The following is a 21,676-nucleotide window of genomic DNA, read 5'->3' on the forward strand; positions in this document are numbered from 1 at the left end:
GGCTGGTGTTCGGGCTGTACCCGTCGCTGGCGACCATCGGGTACTCGTTCACGCAATACTCCGGCCTGCCGGGTACGCCGCTCAACCTCTGCGGCCTGTGCAACTACTCCAGCGCGTTCACCGCGCTCTCCTCGGAGGTGTGGGGCGCGGTGCGCGTCACGCTCATCTACGTGGTGGGCGTGGCGATCGTGCAGAACGCGATCGGCATCGGGCTGGCCCTGCTGCTCAACCGGCGGGGCCGGTCCTACGCCGTGTACCGGGCGCTCATCTTCATGCCGCAGATCTTCTCGGTCGCAGTCGTGGGGGCGATCTTCTCGCTGATCTTCGACCCGTTCTCCGGCCCGGCCGAGAAGATCCTGCAGGGCGCCTTCGGGGTCACCAGCACCTTCCTCGGCTCCAACCAGCTGGCGCTGCCCCTCGTGATGCTGGTCAACGTCTGGATGTTCTCCGGGTACTCGATGCTCATCTACATCGCCGGGCTGCGCAACATCCCGTCGGACGTGTACGAGGCGGCGTCGATGGACGGCGCCGGGCGTTGGCGCATGTTCCGCAGCATGACCTTCCCGCTGCTGGCGCCCGCCTTCACGGTGAACATGTTCCTGGCCGTGGTGGGCGCGCTCGGCGAGTACGCGCTCATCCTCGTGCTCACCGGGGGCAACTTCGGCACCAAGACGCTGGGCATGTACATGTTCAACTCGGCGTTCCTCAGCGGCAACAGCCAGCTCGGGTTCGGCTCGATGCTGGCGATGCTGCAGTTCTTCCTCACCTTGCTCGTCGGTGGCGGCATCCTGTGGACCCTGCGGCGGCGGGAGGTGGCGCTGTGACGACCTCGGCGGTACTGCCTGAGCGCACCCGGAGCCAGGCCGCGACGCCGCCCCGGCGCCGGCGCGGCACCGGGGCGCTGCTTCGCGGCGCGCGCACGAACGTGGTGTGTTTGCTCATCTCGGTACTGCTGTTCGCGCTGCCGCTGTTCTACCTGCTGCTGCAGGCGTTCAAGTCCTACCCGGAATTCCTGCAGCACCCGACCGGCCTGCCGCGGGAATGGACGCTGCAGAACTTCGCCGAGGCGTGGGAAGAGGGCGACTTCGGCCGCCAGATGATCAACAGCCTGGTCTATTCGGTGTTCCCGACGGCGATCACCCTCGTGCTCGGGGTCTTCCTCGCCTTCCCCATTTCCCGCGGGTACTTCAAGCACTCCAACGCGCTCTACACGTTCTTCATCTTCTCCGGCTTCCTGCCCGGCGGCCTGATCCCGCTGTTCATCGAGGCCCGTGCGCTGCACCTGTACAACAGCATGCCCGGCTATCTGGTGATGACCAGCCTGTCCGGCGCCGGGTTCTTCTTCTTCGTCGGGTACATCAAGGGCATTCCCCGCGAGATCGACGAGGCGGCCGTGCTGGACGGCTGCGGGTACATCCGGTTCATCCTCACCTTCATCATCCCGCAGATGAAGCCGGCGCTGGCCACCTTCGGCATCTTCGGGTTCGTCGCCTCCTGGAACAGCCTGATCCTGCCGCTGGTCATGCTCTCCGACGACGCGCTGTGGCCGGTCACCCGCGGCCTCTACTCGTTCTTCGGCGAGCACACCCAGAACTGGCCGGTCGTGGCCGCGGCCACCTTCATCGTGGCGGCGCCGATCCTCGTGCTGTTCATCCTGCTGCAGCGCTACCTCGTCGAGGGCGTAGCGGGCGGGGCGGGCCTGGGCAGCCAGGGCATCGCGCCGACGCAGGCGGCGGCCGGCGAGCGGACCGGCGGGACCGAATGAGCGGCCCGGCCCGGCTCGACCGGCACACCACCCGGTGGGAGCCGGGCCGGGCGAGCGTCACGTTCCGGCTGCACGACCCGATCGACCATCCCGAGTTCGCGTGGCCGCGGACGCTGCTGCACTGGCCGGTGCGCTGGCCCGAGCCTGCCCTGCCGGCCCGGCGGCTGCGGCTGGTCGACACCGCGGGCACGCCGGTGCCGTTCCAGCTGTCCGAGGTGCGCACCGACGACGAGGGACGGCTGCGCAGCGCGGTGGTCGGCTTCCTCACCGCCCTGGCGCCCGGGCAGTCCCACGAGTACACGCTGTGTGCCGACGAGTCGATCCCGCTGGCGAGCGTCGCCCACCCGGTGACGGCCGTGCACGACGACGACGGCATCGTGGTGGACGCCGGACCGATCCGGGTGCGGCTGCCCCGATCCCACCGGCCCGGCGCCGGACCCGAGGCCCCGCCGGTGCCCGGCCCGATCCTCGCGCTGGACCGCGGGCACGGCTGGGTGGGCCGATCCGCACTCGAGGGTGTGCGGGCCCAGGTGGAGCGGATCGACGTGCGCGAGACGCAGGCCGGGCCGCTGGTCGTCGCCTACGAAGTCGGGTACCGGCTCGCCGGCGGCGGCCGGTACACCGCAACCGTGCGCTGCGTGCACGGATACGACTTCGTGGAGCTGAGCGAGCGGATGCGCGGCATCGACGGCCCCGCCCCCAGGTGGGAGCTGCGCTGGGACGGCTTCTCACCCACCCACCGATTCTCCTCGACCTGGCCGTACTCGCAGGACGCCACCGATCACCTCGACCCCGGCTCGCCGGAGACCTACCGGTGGCCGGGCATCGACGAGCCGCTGCTGGTCGCCGACAGCGGCGAGGATCCGGCCTTCTCCGGACCGGGCCGGCCCGAGGATCCGCGGGCGGACATGGCCTTCACCGTCGCACCGTACGCGCCCGCGTACGCCTGGGACATCCGTCCACATGCGACGTTCTGGAACGTGCGCACCGGCGACGCCGCCGGGGTGTTCGTCCGCGACCCGGGCCGGTGGGACGACGGCCGCTACGCCTCCTGGGCCTCGGCCCGGGACCTGCAGCTCCATTTCCGGCACCGCGACGGGGAGTTGCACTGGCGGTGGCCGCTGCGCACCGGCACCCGGCGCACCGGGGTCGCCTTCTACGACCACGAACGCGACCGAGACGTACTGCGCTCGCAGCACGAGAACGCGCACGCGCTGTCGGCGCGGTACGGCATCGAAGCCGAAGCGGCCCGGCGAGCCGCCTGCTACCAGTCCACCCACGTCCGGCAGCTGTACCACTGGCACAGCACCCTGGACCTCGACCGCGTCAAGGACTGGGTGCTCACCTACGACGGGCGGCGCCCGGGCCGGCTGTGCGCCACCGGCGAGATCCGCACCGGGCGGGAACTGCGCACCGCGCTGTTCGCCGGCGCCGAGGGCCCGCGGCTGATCGCGCACGGCGTGAACGAGGTCGCCGGCTACCTCAACATCGGCCAGCGGCCGCTGTACGACCGGCTGCTGGACGGCTACGACCGGCTGCGCGGCGAGCTGACGCCGCAGGACGCCGCCCGGGTCGACGCGCTGCTGCTGCTGACCGCCTACGTCAGCGCCGGCGAGGAGATCGGGCCGATGCGGCGGATGTTCGGCGGCCACCCCAATTTCATGTCCGACGGCAAGGCGGCGCTGGCCTGCCTGTCCTGGTTGTACCCCGAGCATCCCGCGGCCGGCGACTGGCTCGACCAGTTCGAGACGTTCCTGCGGCTGGCCGGGGCGTTCAACACCCGGCCGGCACTGCCCGACCGGCAGGCCAGGCCCGGCCGATGGACGGAGAGCCTCGCCACGTACGTGTGGGCGTTCCTGCGCCCGGCCACGCTCGGCAACGCGCTGGGCATCCGCGCCGACGGCCGCAACCGGCTCTGCACGCCGCAGTACGCGGCCCTGGGCGACTGGCTGGTCGACGCGCTGAGCGCCCCGGTGATGACCGCCGCCGCGCCGGACCGGGACGTCTCGGCCACCGCGCCCGGCGCGCTGCGCATGCACCCGCCGCAGGGCGCGCACGCAAGCTGGCCGCGCCGGCCACCCATCGAGATGCGGCTGCTCGGCGAGCAACTGCGCCGCTACCGTCCGCTCGTCGCCGAACACCTGCTGTGGGGCTGCGACGCCGCGGGACATCGCCTGGACCAGCCGCGCGGCGCCGCCGACCCGTGGCGGGTGCTGCATCCCCCGCCCGGTGACCGGGGTACCAACCCTCGCCTGGGCAGCACCAAGTACACCGGGTACGGGATCACGCTGCGCGCCGGCGTCGGCGAGCCCACCGAGGTGTCGGTCCACCTGCAGCAGACCGACCGCGGCCCCAACTACCGGTGGGGCATCGCGGACGACAACGGCAGCGGGCACCTGTACTACTACGCCGGCGGGCGCGCCTACAGCGGGCACGGCCGGGAGGACGCCGGAGACCGGCGCGCGCCGGATGCCACCTTCGTCAGCTCGTGCGGCATCTGGCGCGGCGGGGCGATCCGGTCACTCGGCCCCAACACGCTGGACCGCCCGCACTACGACCTGGACACCGCGCAGTACGCCGAGATCACCCCCGCCCCCGGCAGCCCGGTGCACGGCCACTATCTCGGCCGCAGCGTCATCCTCGTCGGCCGCGACTACCTCGTCGTCTACGACGCCGTGGCGGCCACCCAGCGGATGGTCTGGACGTGGGCCACGCTGACCCGGCCCACCGGGGACGACGCCAACAGCATCGACCACCTCACCGACCGGATGCCCTTCATCCACGTGGTGCGCGGCGTGCGCACCGACGGCGCGGGCGGCGGCGAGTTCCGCACCCCGGTCTCCCAGGGGGTACGCCTGGAGGGTCCGCCCGACGCCACCACCGGCAGCACGCTGGCGATCGTCAGCCACCGCGACGACCTCACGATCGACCCGCAGCACCGCACGCCCTGGGGCGCCCGGATCACCGGCCCGGACAGCGTGGACTACGTGTTCCGCCACGAGCGGGCCGCCCATCACGAACCGGGGGCGCTCGACGTCACGCTCGACGGCACCTCCGACGCCGCAACGGCCGGGCTGCGCTTCCGGGGCACAGCCGGGGTGATCCGGCTGCGGCGCGACGGCGAGCGGCGGCTGGTGCTCTTCCACGGCACCGCGATCGGCACCGGCGACGTGGTGCTCACCACCGACGACCGGGACCTGGGCATCAGTCTGCGCTACCGGGCGGACGCGCACGAGTGCCACGGCACGTACCGCGCCGCGGCCGGCAGTTCGCTGACCCTGCGCGTGCCGGCCGGCCGGCGCGGCGCGGCCTTCCACGTCGACGGCGCGCTCGTGCGGCCACTGCGCGAGACCCCCGACGAGGTGACCGTGGCGCTGCCGGCGGGCCGGCACCGGTGGGAGCTGACCGCACACGCACCCCGACCGGCGCCCGCCGAGGTGCGCCGCACCGTGGCCGCCGCCGGCGCCGCCGAGGTGCACTTCGCGCCGGTGCCGGCGGCCGAACGGTACCTGGTCCAGCTCAGCGACGACGGCGGCGACACGTGGCGCACCGCCGCGACCGCCCGCAACAGCCCGTGCCGGCTGACCGGCCTGGCCGACGGCCGCAAGCTGCACGTTCGGGTCGTCGCCGCGAACTCCCGGCACCATGCCCCGCCGGGCGCGGACTACCCGCTGTACGTCACCGACGCCCCGCCCGCCCCGCCGGACGGGCTGGCTCCGCTGCCGGGCCCGGACGGCGTGGAGCTGAGCTGGGGTGAGGTGCTCGGCGCGAGCGGCTATCGGCTGCTGCGCCGCCGCCGCGGCGAGGCCGGGTACCGCGAGATCTTCGCCGGGCTCGCGTTCTCCTACGTCGACCGTGCGCCGGCCGCCGGCGACGAGTACGCGGTGGCCGCGGAGAACGGCAACGGCGTCGGCCCGCCGAGTGCGCCGGTGCCGGCCGATCCTGGTGGTTGGCGGCACTGGCGCCCACCGGTCCCGCTGACCTTCCGCCGGACACACACGTACCACGAGCCGCCCTACCTGCCCGCGGGGACGGCTCCGCGGGAGTACCACGCGCCGTCCGAACCGCCGGCCATCGCCGGCCCGTAACCGCAGGGGGTTCACAGATGTCCGAGCGGATCCTGCTCACCGGCGCCGCCGGGCGGATCGGCACCGTGCTGCGGCCCGGACTCGCCCGCCCGGGCCGGGTGCTGCGGGTGCTGGACGTCCAACCGCAGCCGCCGGCGGCCCCGGGCGAACGGGTGGAGATCCACACGGCGTCCTTCACCGGCCCGGACGCGATCCGCGCCGCCTGCGAGGGCGTCGACACGGTGGTCCACCTCGGCGGGTGCGCCGGCGAGGCGCCCTGGGAGACGATCCGTGCCGTCAACATCGACGGCACGCAACAGGTGCTGGCGGCGGCGGTCGAGGCCGGGGTACGGCGGGTGGTCCTCGCCGGAAGCATTCACGCCGCCGGGTTCCGCACCCGCGACGAGGCGGTGCACGGCCCGCTGCCGGCGGACAGCTCGGCCCGTCCGGACACCTTCTACGGGGTGAGCAAGGCCGCGGTCGAGGCGCTGGGCAGCCTCTACCACTCGCGGTTCGGCATCGACGTGACGTGCCTGCGCATCGGCGCGTTCCGGCCGTTTCCGGCGGTCCCCGAGGACTTGGCCAGGTGGCTCTCGCCCGGGGACGCGGTCCGGCTGGTCGAGGCGTGCCTGCGGGCCGAGCCGGCCGGATTCCGCGTCCTGTGGGGCATCTCGGCCAACACCCGCCGGTGGTGGTCGCTGGCCGAGGCGGAGGCCATCGGGTACCACCCGCGCGACGACGCCGAACGGTACGCCGCCCAGGCGCTGGCCGGCGGCGACGCCGACCCCGCCGCGCCCCGCAACCGTCTGGTCGGCGGCGGGTTCTGCACCATGCCGCTCGGGTGACCCGGCTACCGAGCGCCGGCCGTGCCCTGCGCGGCCGGCGCGGCGGCGCCCACCCCGGCGAGCCACCGCGCGCACAGCCGCGTCCACTGCCCGGCCGGCTCGTCGTCCTCGGCCAGCCCGAGCCCGTGCCGGCCGTGCGGGAAGACGTGCAGCTCGTGCGGCACGTCGTGCGCTGCCAGCGCGCGAGCCAGCCGGTAGCTGTGCTCGACCGGGACGACCGCGTCGTCCGAGCTGTGCCAGAGGAAGAACGGGGGCGCCTGCGGTGTCACCAGCTCCTCCAGGGACGCCTCCCGGCGCTGCGCCGCCGTCGCGTCCGCGCCGAGGAGCTGCTCCCGCGAGCCGGCGTGGTGCTCGGGGAGCATCGAGACGACCGGGTAGCACAGCACCGCCAGGTCCGGCCGCTCGTCCGGCCGCACGTCCGGCGCCAGGGCCGCATGGCCGGCGAGGTGGCCGCCGGCGGAGAAGCCGATCACGCCGATCCGCCGCACGCCGCGCCGTCGCAGCCCGGCGATCTCCGCCCGCACCGCCAGCAACGGTCCGGGGTGGCGGGTCGCCACCGGGTAGCGCAGCACGCCGGCCTCGAGGCCAAGCGACCCGAGCCACTCGGCCACGGGTTCGGCCTCGTGCGTTGCGTGGTGCTCATACCCGCCGCCGGGCAGGACGATCATGTGCAGCGGCATTGCACCGAGCCTTCGCGTCAGTCGGATGCGGTGATCCGGTCGAGCAGTTCCAGCAGATGGTGGTACGTGTGGCCGGTGGCCCGGCTCATCCCGATCTCGCAGGTGCGGTTGACCGAGGCGTGGGCGGCGCATCCGCCGCGCCCGACGGCCTCCGCCTCGCCGCGGGTGGCGGAGGCGGTGAGCTGCGGGTGCAGCAGGCCGCGGTCCCCGGCGAAGGCGCAGCACTGCCAGTCCTCCGGGACGACGACGCGCTCGGCCACCGCGCCGGCGATGCGAGCGATCGCGGCGTCGAGGCCGAGACGGGTGGAGGAGCAGGTGGGATGCAGCGCCAGCGAGGGCAGGCGCCGGCCGGCGGGCAGCCGTGGCAGCACGTGCTCGGCCACGAAGGTCACGGCGTCGACGACCTCGACGGCCGGGGTGACCTCGGCGAGCAGGCGGTGGAGACCCTCCGTGCAGGAGGCGGCGTCGGTGACGACCGGGAGCCGGCCGTTGTCCGTCGCGGCGGCGAGGACGTCGCGGACGCGGTGCCGCATGATCTCGTACCCGTCCGTCAGGCCCTTGGACGACCATGGGGTGCCGCAGCACAGGTCGCCCACCCCCGCGGGGATGTGCAGCCGGACGCCGGCCCGGTCGGCAAGCCTGCGCACCGCGGCCATGACGCCGTCGCCGCCGCGGGCCGGGGCGAACATGGTGTTCAGGCACGAGGGCAGGTAGACGGCACCGGCGGCCGGATCGGGTGCCGCGCGGCGCCGGATGCCGCCGCGCGGCAGGTCGCGGCTCCAGGCCGGCACGACATCGGGGTTGCCGATGCGGCGGGCGGCCCGGGTGGTGGCCTCGGCGACGCCGGGCGGCACCGCCGCCGCCAGGTCCAGGGCGAGGTTCATGGCCCGGGTCGCCGTGTCCCAGTGCTTCGCGGCCGCGCTCCACGCCTGCCGGGCAGCGCGGCCGTGGTGCCCGGCGCGCAGCCGCTTGGTGAGATCGCCGGTGTTGATGAGCACGGGGCAGGCGGTGGCGCACATGCCGTCGACGGCGCAGGTGTCGACGGCGTCGTAGCGGTACTCCCGCTCCAGCTGCCGGGCGAGCGCGGTGTCGCCACCGGCCACGGCGGCGGTGATCTCCCGGCGCAGGACGATGCGCTGCCGCGGGGTGGTGGTGAGGTCGCGGCTGGGGCACACCGGCTCGCAGTAGCCGCACTCGACGCACCGGTCGACCTCGGGCTCGACGGTGACGACCGGCTTGAGGTGACGCAGGTGCGCCCGCGGATCGTCGGTGAGCAGCACCCCGGGGTTCAGGGTGCCGGCCGGGTCGCAGTGCCGCTTGACCTCGAGCATGATGTCGAAGAGCTCGTCACCGTACTGCCGCCCGACGAACGGGGCCATGACCCGGCCGGTGCCGTGCTCGGCCTTGAGCGTGCCGCCGCGGCCCAGGACGGCGTCGATCATCTCCTCGGTGAAGTCCGCGTAGCGCTGCACGTCGTCGCCGGCGCCGAACTTCTCGTTGAGCATGAAGTGCAGGTTGCCGTCCTTGGCGTGGCCGAAGATGACGCTGCGCTCGTACCGGTGCCGGTCGAACAGGCCGGCGAGGTCGTCGCACAGGTCGGCGAGGGCGGGCACCGGGACGGCCACGTCCTCCAGCAGCGCGACGGTGCCGGACGGCCGGGCCCCGGCGACCGCGGCGTACAGCCCCTTGCGGATGTGCCACAGTCCGGCGCGTGCGGTCGCGTCCCGGCTCAGCTTGGCCGGGACGGCGAGGTTCCATCCGGCGAAGAGCTGTCCGGCCCGCCGTTCGCGCTCGGTGAGGCGTTCGGCGTCCGGCTCCTGCCACTCGACCAGCAGCGCGGCGTGACGGTCGACGACCAGATCGAGGGCCGAGGCGTCCTGCGCACGGGCGACCCGAAGGGACTCGGCGTCGAGCAGTTCGACCGCCGCGGGTGCGGCCGCCACCAGCTCCGGCATGACCGCCATCGCCTCGCGCAGCGTGGGAAAGACCACCAGCCCGGTCGAGACCGCGGGGTGGACCGGGACGGTCCGCAGGACGGCCTCGGCGACGAAGCCGAGGGTGCCCTCGCTGCCGATGACGAGGTGGGCGAGGATCTGCGCGGGCGTGGTGTGGTCGAGGAAGCTGTTGAGGCCGTAGCCCATGGTGTTCTTCATCGCGAACTGCGCCGTGATGCGCCGCACCGAGTCCGGGTTGCCGCGGACCCGGTCGCGCAGCCGCTCGATGGCGCCGGTCAGGGCCGGCTCGTGGGCGCGCAGCCGCGCGTCGGCGTCGGGTGCGGCGGTGTCGACGACGGTGCCGCTGGGCAGCACTAGCGTCATCGACTCCAGGGTCTGGTAGGTGTTGGCGTGCGTTCCGCAGGTCATGCCGCTGGAGTTGTTGGCGATGACGCCGCCGATCGTGCACGCCGACTCGCTGGCCGGGTCCGGGCCGAGCCGGCGGCCGTACGGCGCGAGGCGGGCGTTGACCTGGCGCAGCACCGCGCCGGGCTGCACCCGGACCCGGGCGCCGCCGTCGAGGACCTCGACGGTGCGGAAGTGCCGGCGGACGTCGACGAGCAGATGCTCGGTGCCGGCCTGCCCGCTGAGGCTGGTGCCACCGGAGCGGAACGTGACACCAAGTCGCAGCCCGGCGGCGGCGCGCATGAGCGCCGCCACCTGCCCGGCGTCGCGTGGTACGAGTACCGCCTGGGGCGTGAGCAGGTAGTGCGAGGCGTCATGGGCCATGCCGAGCCGATCGCTGGCGCGGGCCCGGGTCGCGCCGGGTGCGGCCCGCTCCAGCGCGCCCAGCAACTCGTCGTCGATGGGGGCGAGCCGGGGCGGGCCGGCGGGGTTCTCGGTGCTCATCGGCATGCTCACCCCGCGAACATCGTGGCCGGCGTTCCCGCCACGCCCAGCCCGTTGACCGCGAACACCGATCCCGTGGGGTCGTCGTCGGCCAGGTCCAGACCCTCGCGGGCCGACGTGATGTACAGAACGTCGAGGGCGGGGCCGCCGAAGGCGCAGGAGGAGGGCTGGTGCACGGGCATGGGCAGCTCGCCGAGCAGGTCGGCGTCCGGTGAGAGGCGCACCACCCGGTCGCCGCCCCACATCGCCACCCAGAGACAGCCGGTGGCGTCGACGGTGAGCCCGTCCGGCATGCCCCTGTCCTGGGGGAACCGGGCGAACGTGCGCCGGCGGCCGATCGTGGCACGCTCCAGGTCGGCGTCGAAGGCCGAGATCTCGCCCGCCATGGTGTCGGCGAGGTAGAAGGTGCGCCCGTCGGGACTCCAGTCGAGCCCGTTGGGCAGCGTCAGTCCCTCCAGGACCACGCGAGTCGTCCAGTCGGGGCTGAGCACGTGCAGGGCGCCCCGGCCCGGCTGGAAATCCATCGTGGTGCTGCCGGCCCAGAGCCGCCCGTGCCGGTCGCACTTCGCGTCGTTCATGCGCTCCCCCTCCGGCAGGATCGCGCACCGGACGGTCATGCCGGCCTCGACGCTGGCGAAGCCCTCGGCCACCGCGGCGACGAAGCCCCCGCTGCGGCGGGGTACCGCCGCGCCGACCTGCGTCGGAAGTGTCAGCGTGCTGGTCTGCCCGGTCGTCGGGTCGCTGGTGTGGATGTGCCCGGCCGGGATGTCCACCCAGTGCAGGCGGCCGCTGGGCGCATCCCATACCGGACCCTCGCCGACCCGGGCCCGGCCGGCGACCGCGACCCCGGGCGTTGTCGCCGGCGTCATTCGGGGAGCACCACGGCGGCGTTGGCGAGCAGTCCGCCGTCGACGGGCAGCGCGACGCCGGTGATGAAGCTGGCGCGGTCGCCGGCGAGGAAGGCGATCGCCTCGGCGACCTCCTCCGGCCGCGCCACCCGTCCCAGTGGGTGGCTGCGCCCCCAGGATTCGACGAGGGCCTGGGTGCCTTCGTCGGTGCCGTCGGAGAACATGCGCGCGGAGGTGCGCAGCATCGGCGTGTCCACCGAGGCGGGGCAGACGGTGTTGGCCCTGATCCCGTGCTTCGCCTCGTCGATGGCGAGCGACCGGGCGAAGGCGTTGAGCGCGCCCTTGCTGGTGGTGTACGCCGCGACCGCGCTCTGGGTGATGAAGGACTGGACGGAGGAGACGAGCACGATCGAGCCCGACCCGCGGGCGCGCAGGTGCGGCAGCGCGTGCTTGACCGTGTGGAACGCGCCGGTCACGTTGACGGCGAGCACCTCGTTCCACGCGTCGGCCGTGGTGTCCGCCGCCGTGCCGTAGCGCTGGATCCCGGCCGCGGCGACCACGATGTCCAGTCCGCCGTGGTCGGCCGCGACGCGAGCGATGAGCCGGGCCGTGGCCGCCTCGTCGGTCACGGAGAGTTCGGCGTACTCAACGCCGGGAAGCTCGGCCTCGACCCCGGCCGCCGGTGGCAGGCCGACAGCGACGACGGTCGCGCCGCGCGCCGAGAGCACCTCGGCGGTCGCGCGGCCGATGCCGCTCAGTCCGCCGGTGACGATGGCGACCTTGCCGTCGAACTCCACAATGGACTCCTTGCTGCCGTTCGCGGGCCCCGCAGCGCGCGGCGCGGGGGCCAGCCGCGCTGGGGAACTGTCGCTGCAGCTGTCGTGCCACGACGGTTCTTGATCAGCTGCGCGGAACAGAGTTTAGACAACGTTGTCTGCGGCCGCTAGTAGCGTGTGGCGCCGCCCGCCCGGCGTTCCACTATGGACAGTTGGCTCGACCGGCGCCGACAGCCAGGTATCCGGGCGCTCCATGGCCGGCGGAGCTGTCCGGGCACGTCCAGGTGGCTGTGACGCCGGCGACGGTGCCGTCATGCGCCAGGCCCGTTGTCGACGTCCGGCCGGCGCTCGCGGTACCGAACTCCCTCACAGAGACTGAGCGCCCAGCGCATCGTGCGTTCGACCGCGTGGAGGTCGCCGCTGTCGAGCGTGCGACGTAACTGGTTGAGCGCCGAACGTAGTGCGGCGATGTCGGGCGATCGCCTCCTGGCTCCGCCCCGAATCCGCGACAAGGCGCCCGCGGCGGCGAGCGCTCCGAGGTCTCGCTGCACGGTGGAGCTGGAGGTGCCCGTGGCCGCCTGCACTTGCTCGATCGTGACGAACTCCTGTTCGGCGAGCAGATCGAGGATGGCCCGGCGCCGTACCGCGGGGAGGCGTCCGCCCTGGTCGGTCACCTAGACCACCCCCGGCCGGGCCAGCGCGGCCCGGCCGTGGTCCGCGAGCGCGGCGGTGCCCTCGTCGCCGTGATCGCCGGCGGTGATGACGAGGGCGTACCGGAAGCCGACCGTGGCACCAGGGGCCAGTTCGAGTTCCGCACTGAAGAACGGCGCCGGGTTGAGGCAGGCGAACGCTTCGCTGCGGGCGAACCACTGCGGCGGGTGCCGGGGGTTTCCGGCGTCGTCGACGATGACGATCGTCGACGAGCGGCCGGTTTCGTCGTGCCTGCCGCGGAAGGCGAACCACTCGGCACGGGCCCCGCGAAGGTCGTCACCGCCGACGCCGTCCGGTGATTGGACGATGCCGCCCGTGAACGAGCGGGGGCCGCGCCAGAAGAGACCGCCGTAGCCGGCGTTCTCGCGGCCTTCGGTGGCGGGCGAGCCGAAGGTGAGGGTGCCGTCGGAGACGTTGGTCGTGGCTGTGTCGAAGACCAGCGTCCAGGTCTGGTCGTCGACCAGGGCGGCGGTCAGCGTCCGGTGCTCGTCGAGCACCATGTCGCCCGGCCGGGAGATCCAGTCGAGCTCGTGGGCCAGGGATGCGGTGTCGCCGTCGGCGGACAGGTGGTTCATGGACCGGTGCACGGCGCTGCCGTTGTTGTCCAGCTGGACGTAGCCGCTGCCGCGGACGTACGTAGGGCCGCCCCAGAAGTTGTGCTCCGCGACGTGCGGCAGCGACCAGGCGAGACCCTTGTGCCAGACGTGGTCGTGCGGACGGAACACGGACACCAGATCACCGGCCAGCGTCCGGATCGGATGCAGATAGGGCTTGGGCGACTCCAGCCGCGGGGTGTCCGGGCGGTACACGTAGCTGAGCAGCGCGACGCCGCCGGTGCGGATGGTCACCGACCGGCCGAGGGCGTGGTCGACCCGAAGGTTCATCGGGCTCGCATCGCTTCCGTGGGCTCCCGATGTCCTCCCTGACGAGGTGCCCGTCCCGCCTTGACGATCCGCACCCGGCCCGCCGGCACCATGATCTCTGCGCTGTGGACGGATCCGTCCAGCAGGTCGGTTCCGGACCCCGCCACCCTCGTCGCGGTGACGCCATGGTTGATCAGGAAGGTGTACTCGTGCTCGGCGGACCGGCGCACGACGACCTCGAGCCCGTCTGGCGTGCCGGCCGACGTCACGGCCGAGCGATCGGCGAGCGCCGCCACCAGGCGGGCGCGGGCGTCGTCGTCCAGCTCGACTCCCGCGTACCATGCCTCCCCGGCTCCGCGGACGGCGCGGGTGACCGCCGGCGCGCCCGCGAAGTCGCCGCCGACGTACCACGCCTCGGCCACCGCGTCCGTGAGGTCGATCTCCTCGTGCCAAGTCGAGACCGCGGTGGCTCCGGTGACCCCGTCGATGTCCACGCGGTCCGCCTCCGGCAGCGGCGCGAACTCCTCCACGCGCACGCCGAGCAGGTCCCGGAACGCCCCGGGGTAGCCGCCGAGCCGCACCCGGTCGAGCGGGTCGACGATGCCCGAGAAGTAGGTGACCAGCACGGTCGCGCCCGCGTACGCGGCTTCCGCGATGGCGGCCGCGTCGCGGTCCGAGACCAGGTAGAGCATGGGTACGACGATCAGCCGGTAGCCGGACAGGTCGGCCGACGGTGGCACGACGTCGACGGTGATGCCCGCGTCGCGCAGGCTCCGATACCACCGCAGCGCGTTCTCCATGTAGGACAGACCGTTGTGCGGGTGCCCTTCGCGGTCGGCGGCCCACCACGACTCCTCCGAGAACACCAGCGCGCAGTCCGCGACCACTCGGGTGCCGAGCACCTCGGCGCAGGCCGCCAGCTGCGCGCCGAGCGCCGCGACCTCCCGGAACTTGCGGCTGCCGGACCCGGCGTGCGGGAGCATCGCGGAGTGGAACCGTTCGGCCCCGGCCTGGGCGGCGCGCCACTGGAAGAAGCAGATGCCGTCGGCTCCGCGCGCGACGTGCGCGAACACGTCGCGCTGGAGTTGCCCGGGGCGCTTCGCGGGATTGACCGCACGCCAGCTCGTGGCTCCGGTGGCCGTCTCCATGAGCAGCCACGGCTTGCCCGCCGCCAGGCCGCGGGCCCGGTCGGCCGAGAACGACAGCTCGGACTGGGCGTCGGGCGTCGGGCGCAGGTAGTGGTCGCTCGCGACGAGATCCAGGTCGGCGGTCCACGAGCTGTAGTCCATGTTCTTGCCGGCGTCGAACAGCACCAGGTTCGTGGTCACCGGCATGTCCGGGGTGACCCGCCGCAGCACGGCGAGCTCCGCCCGCAACTGCTCGCGCAGCTGGTCCGAACTGAACCGGTCGAAGTCCAGCAGCTGCGTCGGGTTCGAGTCGGTGAAGGTCAGCCGCGGCGGCTGGACCTCCTCCCATGCCGAGTAGGCCTGGCTCCAGGCGGCAGTGCTCCATGCGGCGTTGAGCTCGTCGAGCGAGTCCGCGTACCGGTGCCTGAGCCAGGCCCGGAACGCTACGGCGGTGGCACCGTCGTAGGACCGGGAGTTGTGGCCGCCGAGTTCGTTGGAGACGTGCCACAGGGCAAGGGCCGGGTGCGCGCCGTAGCGCTCGGCCATCTTCTCCACCAGCGCGAGCGAATGTTCGCGGTAGACCGGCGACGACGGCGACCAGGCCTGGCGGCCGCCCTGCGCCATCACCCGGCCGTGCCGGTCGACGGGCAGCACCTCCGGAAACCGTGTGGTGAGCCACGGTGGCGGCGACGCGGTGGCAGTGGCGAGATCGACCGCGATGTCGCCGGCGTGCAGCAGATCGAGCACCCGATCCAGCCAGCCGAAGTTCCAGCGGCTGGGCGACGGCTGCAGCACCGACCAGGAGAAGACGCCGACCGTCACGAGGTTGACGCCGGCCTCGCGCATCAGCCGCACGTCCTGCGGCCACACGCTGTCGTCCCACTGCTCGGGGTTGTAGTCGCCGCCGAAAGCCACCGGCTGGCCGCCGAACCGGGCGACGACGTTGGCGGGCCACCGAATCCATTGCGCCGTCATGCGCGTGTGCCGTCTCGCTCGTCGAGCCCCATCCCGTTCAGGACGCCCTGCAGGTAACCGATCGCGTGCGCCCGGCCCCGGCTGCAGTACGCCTCGGACGAGATGTCGCCCCAGGTGTCCACGTCGCCGATCATCGCCGGGACGTGGTCGTCGATGAGGAACCCGTCGAATCCGGCGTCGTGCAGGCGCCGCAGCACGCGGGCCGGGTTGTAGTTACCCTCACCGATGAAACACTCGGTGAAGCGGGGCACGGTGCCGCGGACGTCCCGGAAATGCACGTAGAGGATGGCCGGTCCCAGCAGGTCGATGACCTCGTTGACGCTGCGCTCGCCGTCCATTTCCGACACCGTCCCGAGGCACAGGTTCAGCCCCCATGACGGGCTGCCGCCGGCCTGCTCGAGCGCCTTGCCGAGGGCGGCCGGGGACGTGAAGATCCGGGCTATGCCGCCCAGCGGCTCGTCGACGGGCGGGTCGTCGGGGTGCAGGGCCAGCCGCACCCCCACCTCCTCGGCCACCGGCAGCACCGCATCGAGGAAGTACTGGTGGTTGGCCCACATCTGCTCGGCAGTGATCGGCTCGCCGACGGGCCGGTCAGGCGTGAGCCGGTGCCCGGCGAGGGCGTTGCCGGCGGGCACGTCGGCCAGGTCGAACGCGGTGACCTTGGCGCCGCCGCGTCCGCGCGCGGCCATGTCGGTGCGCCAGACGTACGTGCCGAGAAAGTTGTAGCCCAGCAGGTCAATGCCGACCGCGGCGAGGTTGCGGATGGTCTTGTGGTAGTTCTCGATCTGCTCGTCCCGGCCGGGCAGCCCGCGCTGGATCTTCCAGAAGTGCTCCAGCGGGACGTTCTCCAGGCCGTCGATCGCCAGCCCGTCGGCGTCGCAGCGGTCCCGCAGTGCCCGCAACTCCGGCAGGCTCCAGTGGCCGTCGACGCCGGGCAGCAGATCGGGTGTGTGCAACTGGATGCTGCTCAGCCCGAGCTGGTGGGCGAATGTCGCGATGTTCGAGTCGTATTTGTCGATGTGACCAAGGCTGATGCGGATGGCCATCCTGCCCGTTTCCGTTCGTTGGTAGCGGTTTTCAGCCGGCGAGGAGCCCGCCGTCGAGGACAAGTTCAGTGCCGGTAACGAACGCGGCATCGTCGGAGGCGAGGTAGAGCGCGGCCGCTGCGACTTCCTCCGGCGTGCCGAGCCGGCCCATCGGCTGCCGGGCGACGAGTTGGTCGCGGGCGCGGTCCGGATCGCCGGCCGCCGCGAGCAGCCGCCCCACCCACGGTGAGTCGACCGTGCCGGGGCAGATGCTGTTGCACCGGACCCCGGTCCCCGCGTACTGCACCGCGACCTGGCGGGTGAAGGCGATGACCGCACCCTTGCTCGCACAGTAGGCGGCGCGGTCGGGCAGCCCGACCAGACCGGCCACGGACGCGGTGTTGACGATGGCACCGTACCGCTGGGCGAGCATGTGCGGCAGCGCGAACTTGGTGCCGAGGAACACGCCGCGGCTGTTGACCGCGAAGGTACGGTCCCAGTCCTCGACGGTGCACGCGACCGGGTCGGTGGTCGAGGACGCCCCCGCGTTGTTGCACAGGACATGCAGCGCGCCGGTCTCGGCCACCGCCCGGGAGACCGCCGCGGCGACCGAGCCGTGATCGGTCACGTCGACCACGAGCGGGACGGCGCCCTGCGGCACATCCGCGGGGTCCAGGTCCGCCGCGTACACCGCCGCACCTTCGGCGAGAAAACGGCGCGCCATCTCGCGGCCGATCCCGGAGCCCGCCCCGGTCACCAGGACCGTCTTTCCATCGAATCGCATCACGTTGCCGGCATTCCTTTCAAGCCGCACGCCAGCGCGGGCCGTGGCGCGCCGGCCACGGCCCGGCGGCGGTCGTCGGGTCACTCGGTGAAGTAGTCCGGGTGCTTGTCGCGCAACGACGGGGCGAGCTCCATGGCGCGCCGGGCGTGCCGGCTGATCAGTGCCCGCCCGGCCGCGACGTCGGCCTTCTCCAGGACGTCCACAATTGCGCGATGCTCATCGATCAGCACCCGCACGCCGGCCTTGTCCGGCAGGGTGAGCCGCCGCAGCCGGTCCAGCTGGAGCTTCGTGCGCTGCACGACCTGCCAGGCACCGGGATAGCCACTGAGCGCGAAGATCCCGGCATGTAGCGCCTCATCTGCGGCGAAGAACGCGTTGTAGTCCTCGGCGCGGTAGCTGCGCTCCTGCTGCTCCAGCAGTTCGCGCAGCCCGCTGACGTCCGGCGCGAGGCCCGCGCAGGCGGCCTCGAACGCCGAGACCTCCAGGCTCTCGCGGACGAAACGCGCCTCTTCCACCTCGCGCAGGCTGATCAGTCCGACCCGGGTGCCGACCTGCGGCACGACGCGCACGAGCCCCGCGTCGGTCAGGCGGGCGATCGCCTCGCGCACCGGCGTGCGGCTGACGTGCAGCCGCTCGGCGAGCTCGGTCTCGGACAGCGACGTGCCCGGGGCGAGCCGGAGCTCACGGATCGCGGAAACCAACTCGTCGTAGACGCGATCGGACGTCCGGGCCGACACACGCTCGCGGACGACCGGCGACAACGCCGGGCCGATCGGGGCGGGTGCCGGCTCGGGGGCGAGTGCGGGTCGGGGGCTCATGAAATTGATCGTTGCATGCCAGTGTACTTGTATGCAAGTATCCGAACGTTAACGTGATCGACGTAGATGGGAAACGACACGTGCCCGCCGGCCCGCACATCGGTTCGGCGTCGGCTCCGATCCTGGAAACCACCTGACACCCGGGACGTTCACCGAGCGCCGCCCGGACCCTCAGCAGATCCCACGCCTCGCGGGAAGCCGTGCCTCAGGGGGCACGCGCATCCGGCGCGAACAGCCGTGCACGCGTGCAGGCCGTCCCCTTCGGACACCCCCGGGCGGCCCGGCGTGACGCTCAACTGTCCACACAGGACCACATAGGAATCGAGAGACACATGGTGAAGCGAACGGCGAGACTCATCGCGGCCGCGGTCGCCGCCGGCGTTGCCCTGGCTGGATGCGGCAGCGGCGACACAGGGACGCAGGCCAGCGGCCCGGTGGACGTCACCTTCTGGGGCTGGGCCGCGGGATACGACAAGTCCGTCGCGCTGTGGAACGAGTCCCACCCCGACATCCACGTGAAGTACGAGGCCCTGCCCAGCGGCGGGCAGACCGGCTACGACAAGATGCTCACGGCCGCGAAGGCGGGCACGGCCCCGTGCCTGGCCCAGGTCGGCTACGAGACGTTCTCGACCTTCCTCGCCGCCGGCGTGCTGCAGGACGTCAGCCAGTACGTCAAGCCGCAGCGGGCCGAGTTCCCCGACTGGGTGTGGAACAACGTCGGCGTCAACGGCGCCGCGTACGGCGTGCCCGTCGACACCGCGCCGATGGCCATGTTCTACCGGGCCGACCTGTTCAAGAACGCGAACATCGCGATCCCGAAGACCTGGGACGAGTTCGCCACCGCCGCCGCGGCGGTGAAGGCCGCCAACCCGCAGGCGCGCATCATGAACCTGCCCACCGACCCCTACCTGTACTCCGGATTCGCCTGGCAGCACGGCGCCGCCTGGTTCGGGGTCAAGGGCGACTCGTGGACCGTCTCCATCGACAGCGCGGCCAACGCCGAGGTCGGCCAGTACTGGCAGGGACTCTTCACCCAGGGTCTCGTCGCCTCCTACCCGGCCTTCGACGCGGCGCTCTACTCCGCGTGGAGCAAGGGCGAGGTCTGGTCCGAGGTCGGCCCGGTCTGGTCGGCCTCGCTCATCCGCGACAACGCCGGCGACTCCGCGGGCAAGTGGGCCGTCGCGCCCATGCCCCGCTGGGGCACCACCGACGCCGTCGGCAACTCGGGCGGGTCGTCCACGGCCGTCATGAAGGGCTGCAAGTATCCGAAGCAGGCCACCGAGTTCGCCCTGTGGATGTCGACCAACGACCAGTCCGTGTCCAACCTGATCGCCTCCGCGGCCATCCTTCCGGCCTCGAAGTCCGGCCTCGCCAACGCCGCACTCGACAAGCCGGAGAGCTACTACGGCGGCCAGGCCATCTACCAGCTGTTCCGGGACGAGGCCCCCAAGGTGAATCCCAACTGGCAGTGGGGCCCGGTCATGAGCGCCACGGCGGCGTCGCTGGGCGACGGTCTCGGCAAGGTGCCCACCAAGGGCGGCACCTACCAGGACGCGCTGAGCGGGGCGCAGAAGTCCACGCTCTCCGCGCTGCAGGCGCAGGGGTTCTCCGTCAGTAAGTAGCGCCTCGCGGGGGCGCCGCCCCGGCGTCCCCGCGACCCGCATCTCCGGTCCTTCACAGATAGGCTGATCGTGTCCCACGTGACGATTCGGCGGCGCGGCCGCGCGCGCGAGCTGCGGCGAGCCGCGCCGTTCGTCCTGCCGTTCCTGGTGCTCTTCGTGGTGGTGTACCTGATACCCGCCGGCTACTCCATCGCGCAGAGCTTCTTCGCGGTGAAACGCTCGGGCCTCGGCCTCGGCGGTGCCGAGACCGTCTTCGCGGGCCTCGACAACTACACGCGGGTGTTCGGCGACGGGGAGTTCCTCGGCTCCCTGGGGCGAGTGGCCTTCATCGGCGTCATCCAGGTGCCCGTGATGCTCGGCATCGCGCTCATCCTGGCCCTGCTCATCGACTCCTCGGTGTCCACGGGGCGCAAGTTCTTCCGGGTCGCCTACTTCCTGCCGTACGGGCTGCCCGGCGTGATCGCGGCCCTGGTGTGGTCGTTCCTGTACGCCCCCACGCTGAGCCCCGTCGCCCGGCTGTTCGCCTCGATGGGCATCCACGTCAGCTTCGTCACCGACGGCGCCCTGCCGTTCTCGATCGCGAACATCCTGACCTGGGCCTGGACCGGATACAACACGATCCTGATCTTCTCTGCCCTGCAGGCCATCCCCGAGGAGACGATGGAGGCCGCCGCCCTCGACGGCTGCTCCGGCTGGAAGGCCGCGCTGCTGATCAAGGTCCCGCTGATCCGGCCGGCCCTGCTGCTGACACTGGTCTTCTCCATCATCGGCACGGCCCAGCTCTACAACGAGCCGGTGACCATGAAGGCCGTGGCGCCGAACCTGCCGTCCACCTATACCCCCATCATGGCCGCGCTGCGGTCCCTGTCGGCCAACGACTTCAACTACGCGGCCGCGCAGTCCGTGGTGCTCGGCGCCGTCATCTGCGTGCTGTCCGTGCTCGTCTTCCGCGCATCGGCCCGGAGCGTCGACTCATGACCACCACCCTGCAGACCCCGGCACCCACCGAGCCCGTCGTCACAGCAACGCGGCGGCGACGGCCCCGGACGAGTCCACTCACGACGGTCAACCCCGCCACGCGCCTGCTGGTGCTGCTGATCATGTCGCTGTTCGCCGTCTACTTCCTGGTCCCCGTCTGGTGGCTGGTCGTCTCGGCCACCAAGGGCCAGGGCGAACTGTTCTCCGGCAACGGCTTCTGGTTCGGCGGCCACTTCGCGCTGGTGGACAACGTCCAGACGCTGTTCCGGGCCCAGGGTGGCATCTACTCGCGCTGGCTGCTCAACTCGCTGCTGTACGCCGTCGGCGGTGGCATCGTCTCCACGCTGCTGGCGTCCATGTGCGGGTACGCGCTGGCCAAGTTCTCGTTCCCGGGGCGCGAGGCGGTCTTCGGCACCGTGCTCGCCGCGGTCCTGCTGCCCGCGCCCGTCCTGGCCATCCCGCTGTATCTCGTATTCAGCTACACCGGAACCGTCAACACCTTCTGGTCCGTCTTCATCCCCAGCATCGTCAGCCCCTTCGGCGTGTATCTCAGCCGGATCTACGCCGCATCGTCGGTACCCGACCAGCTGATCGAGGCCGGCCGCCTCGACGGCGCCGGCGAGTTTCGCATCTTCACGATCGGCGTGCGGCTGATGGCACCGGCGATGGTCACGATCTTCCTGTTCCAGTTCGTCGCGATCTGGACGAACTTCCTGCTGCCCTCGCTCATGCTGGCCGACACCTCGCTGCAACCGGTGACGGTTGGGCTCGTCAGCTGGCGTGAACTGCAGGGCTATCCGATCAGCTACACCACCGTCGTCACCGGCGCGCTCGTCTCGGTGATTCCGGTCGTCGCCATGTTCCTGTCGCTGCAGTCGTTCTGGAGCAAAGGACTGGCCACGGGGGCGGTCAAGTAGCACTCCCCCGCACATGCGCACACCCCAAAGAG

The 21,676-nt window shown here is 72.3% G+C and carries 17 protein-coding genes; 7 read left to right on the top strand and 10 right to left on the bottom strand.

Annotated elements, in window-relative coordinates; translation table 11 throughout:
* The first annotated feature begins 5 nt into the window (after positions 1-5).
* From AC6JBM_RS27140 to AC6JBM_RS27155, 4 genes are read left to right on the top strand one after another with little or no spacing between them, the layout of a single operon-like run.
* Positions 6-824, top strand: a complete 819-nt coding sequence (locus AC6JBM_RS27140) for a carbohydrate ABC transporter permease (protein WP_497986384.1) — start codon at positions 6-8, stop codon at positions 822-824.
* On the top strand, positions 821-1,765 hold the full coding sequence (locus AC6JBM_RS27145; RefSeq protein WP_497986385.1) for a carbohydrate ABC transporter permease: 945 nt from the start codon (positions 821-823) through the stop codon (positions 1,763-1,765). The genes AC6JBM_RS27140 and AC6JBM_RS27145 overlap by 4 nt, the downstream gene beginning before the upstream one ends.
* Positions 1,762-5,853, top strand: coding sequence for a hypothetical protein (locus AC6JBM_RS27150; protein WP_497986386.1), 4,092 nt, complete (start codon positions 1,762-1,764; stop codon positions 5,851-5,853). Before AC6JBM_RS27145 ends, AC6JBM_RS27150 begins: the two co-directional genes overlap by 4 nt.
* Before the next feature lie 17 nt (positions 5,854-5,870).
* Positions 5,871-6,677 (top strand): NAD-dependent epimerase/dehydratase family protein, encoded by an 807-nt coding sequence (locus tag AC6JBM_RS27155; RefSeq protein WP_497986387.1) that lies wholly within the window; start codon positions 5,871-5,873, stop codon positions 6,675-6,677.
* Between the two features lie 5 nt (positions 6,678-6,682).
* On the opposite strand, the gene AC6JBM_RS27160 is transcribed toward AC6JBM_RS27155, so the two are convergent.
* From AC6JBM_RS27160 to AC6JBM_RS27205, 10 genes are all read right to left on the bottom strand, one after another.
* On the bottom strand, positions 6,683-7,357 hold the full coding sequence (locus tag AC6JBM_RS27160) for an alpha/beta hydrolase (protein ID WP_497986388.1): 675 nt from the start codon (positions 7,355-7,357) through the stop codon (positions 6,683-6,685).
* Positions 7,358-7,374: 17 nt separating this feature from the next.
* A complete protein-coding gene (locus AC6JBM_RS27165; RefSeq protein WP_497986389.1) occupies positions 7,375-10,200 on the bottom strand; it encodes an FAD-binding and (Fe-S)-binding domain-containing protein in 2,826 nt (941 codons plus the stop codon).
* 8 nt (positions 10,201-10,208) lie between these two features.
* Positions 10,209-11,069: an SMP-30/gluconolactonase/LRE family protein gene (locus AC6JBM_RS27170; RefSeq protein ID WP_497986390.1), complete on the bottom strand. Its 861-nt coding sequence runs from the start codon at positions 11,067-11,069 to the stop codon at positions 10,209-10,211.
* The gene (locus tag AC6JBM_RS27175; RefSeq protein ID WP_497986391.1) at positions 11,066-11,845 is read right to left on the bottom strand and encodes an SDR family NAD(P)-dependent oxidoreductase; all 780 of its coding nucleotides are present in this window, start codon (positions 11,843-11,845) and stop codon (positions 11,066-11,068) included. Before AC6JBM_RS27175 ends, AC6JBM_RS27170 begins: the two co-directional genes overlap by 4 nt.
* A gap of 290 nt (positions 11,846-12,135) precedes the next feature.
* Complete coding sequence (locus AC6JBM_RS27180; protein WP_497986392.1) at positions 12,136-12,498, bottom strand: DeoR family transcriptional regulator; 363 nt, start codon at positions 12,496-12,498, stop codon at positions 12,136-12,138.
* Positions 12,499-13,419 carry a DUF6807 domain-containing protein gene (locus AC6JBM_RS27185; RefSeq protein ID WP_497986393.1) on the bottom strand — a complete coding sequence of 307 codons (921 nt, stop codon included), beginning with the start codon at positions 13,417-13,419 and terminating at the stop codon, positions 12,499-12,501. It lies immediately after the preceding gene.
* Positions 13,416-15,500: a beta-galactosidase gene (locus tag AC6JBM_RS27190; RefSeq protein ID WP_497976894.1), complete on the bottom strand. Its 2,085-nt coding sequence runs from the start codon at positions 15,498-15,500 to the stop codon at positions 13,416-13,418. The genes AC6JBM_RS27185 and AC6JBM_RS27190 overlap by 4 nt, the downstream gene beginning before the upstream one ends.
* Positions 15,497-16,546: a mannonate dehydratase gene (locus AC6JBM_RS27195; protein WP_497976895.1), complete on the bottom strand. Its 1,050-nt coding sequence runs from the start codon at positions 16,544-16,546 to the stop codon at positions 15,497-15,499. Before AC6JBM_RS27195 ends, AC6JBM_RS27190 begins: the two co-directional genes overlap by 4 nt.
* A gap of 31 nt (positions 16,547-16,577) precedes the next feature.
* Complete coding sequence (locus AC6JBM_RS27200) at positions 16,578-17,309, bottom strand: SDR family NAD(P)-dependent oxidoreductase (RefSeq protein WP_497976896.1); 732 nt, start codon at positions 17,307-17,309, stop codon at positions 16,578-16,580.
* Positions 17,310-17,389: 80 nt separating this feature from the next.
* Positions 17,390-18,127, bottom strand: a complete 738-nt coding sequence (locus AC6JBM_RS27205) for a GntR family transcriptional regulator (RefSeq protein WP_497976897.1) — start codon at positions 18,125-18,127, stop codon at positions 17,390-17,392.
* A 332-nt stretch (positions 18,128-18,459) separates the two neighbouring features.
* Here AC6JBM_RS27205 and AC6JBM_RS27210 point away from each other — a divergent pair, with 332 nt between their 5' ends.
* The 3 genes from AC6JBM_RS27210 to AC6JBM_RS27220 all read left to right on the top strand — a co-directional run bounded on the left by AC6JBM_RS27210 (position 18,460) and on the right by AC6JBM_RS27220 (position 21,644).
* Complete coding sequence (locus AC6JBM_RS27210) at positions 18,460-19,749, top strand: ABC transporter substrate-binding protein (RefSeq protein ID WP_497976898.1); 1,290 nt, start codon at positions 18,460-18,462, stop codon at positions 19,747-19,749.
* Between the two features lie 78 nt (positions 19,750-19,827).
* Positions 19,828-20,727, top strand: a complete 900-nt coding sequence (locus AC6JBM_RS27215; protein ID WP_497976899.1) for a carbohydrate ABC transporter permease — start codon at positions 19,828-19,830, stop codon at positions 20,725-20,727.
* Complete coding sequence (locus tag AC6JBM_RS27220) at positions 20,724-21,644, top strand: carbohydrate ABC transporter permease (RefSeq protein ID WP_497976900.1); 921 nt, start codon at positions 20,724-20,726, stop codon at positions 21,642-21,644. The genes AC6JBM_RS27215 and AC6JBM_RS27220 overlap by 4 nt, the downstream gene beginning before the upstream one ends.
* Positions 21,645-21,676 lie beyond the last annotated feature (32 nt).

It is taken from the genome of Dactylosporangium thailandense, from assembly GCF_059739745.1.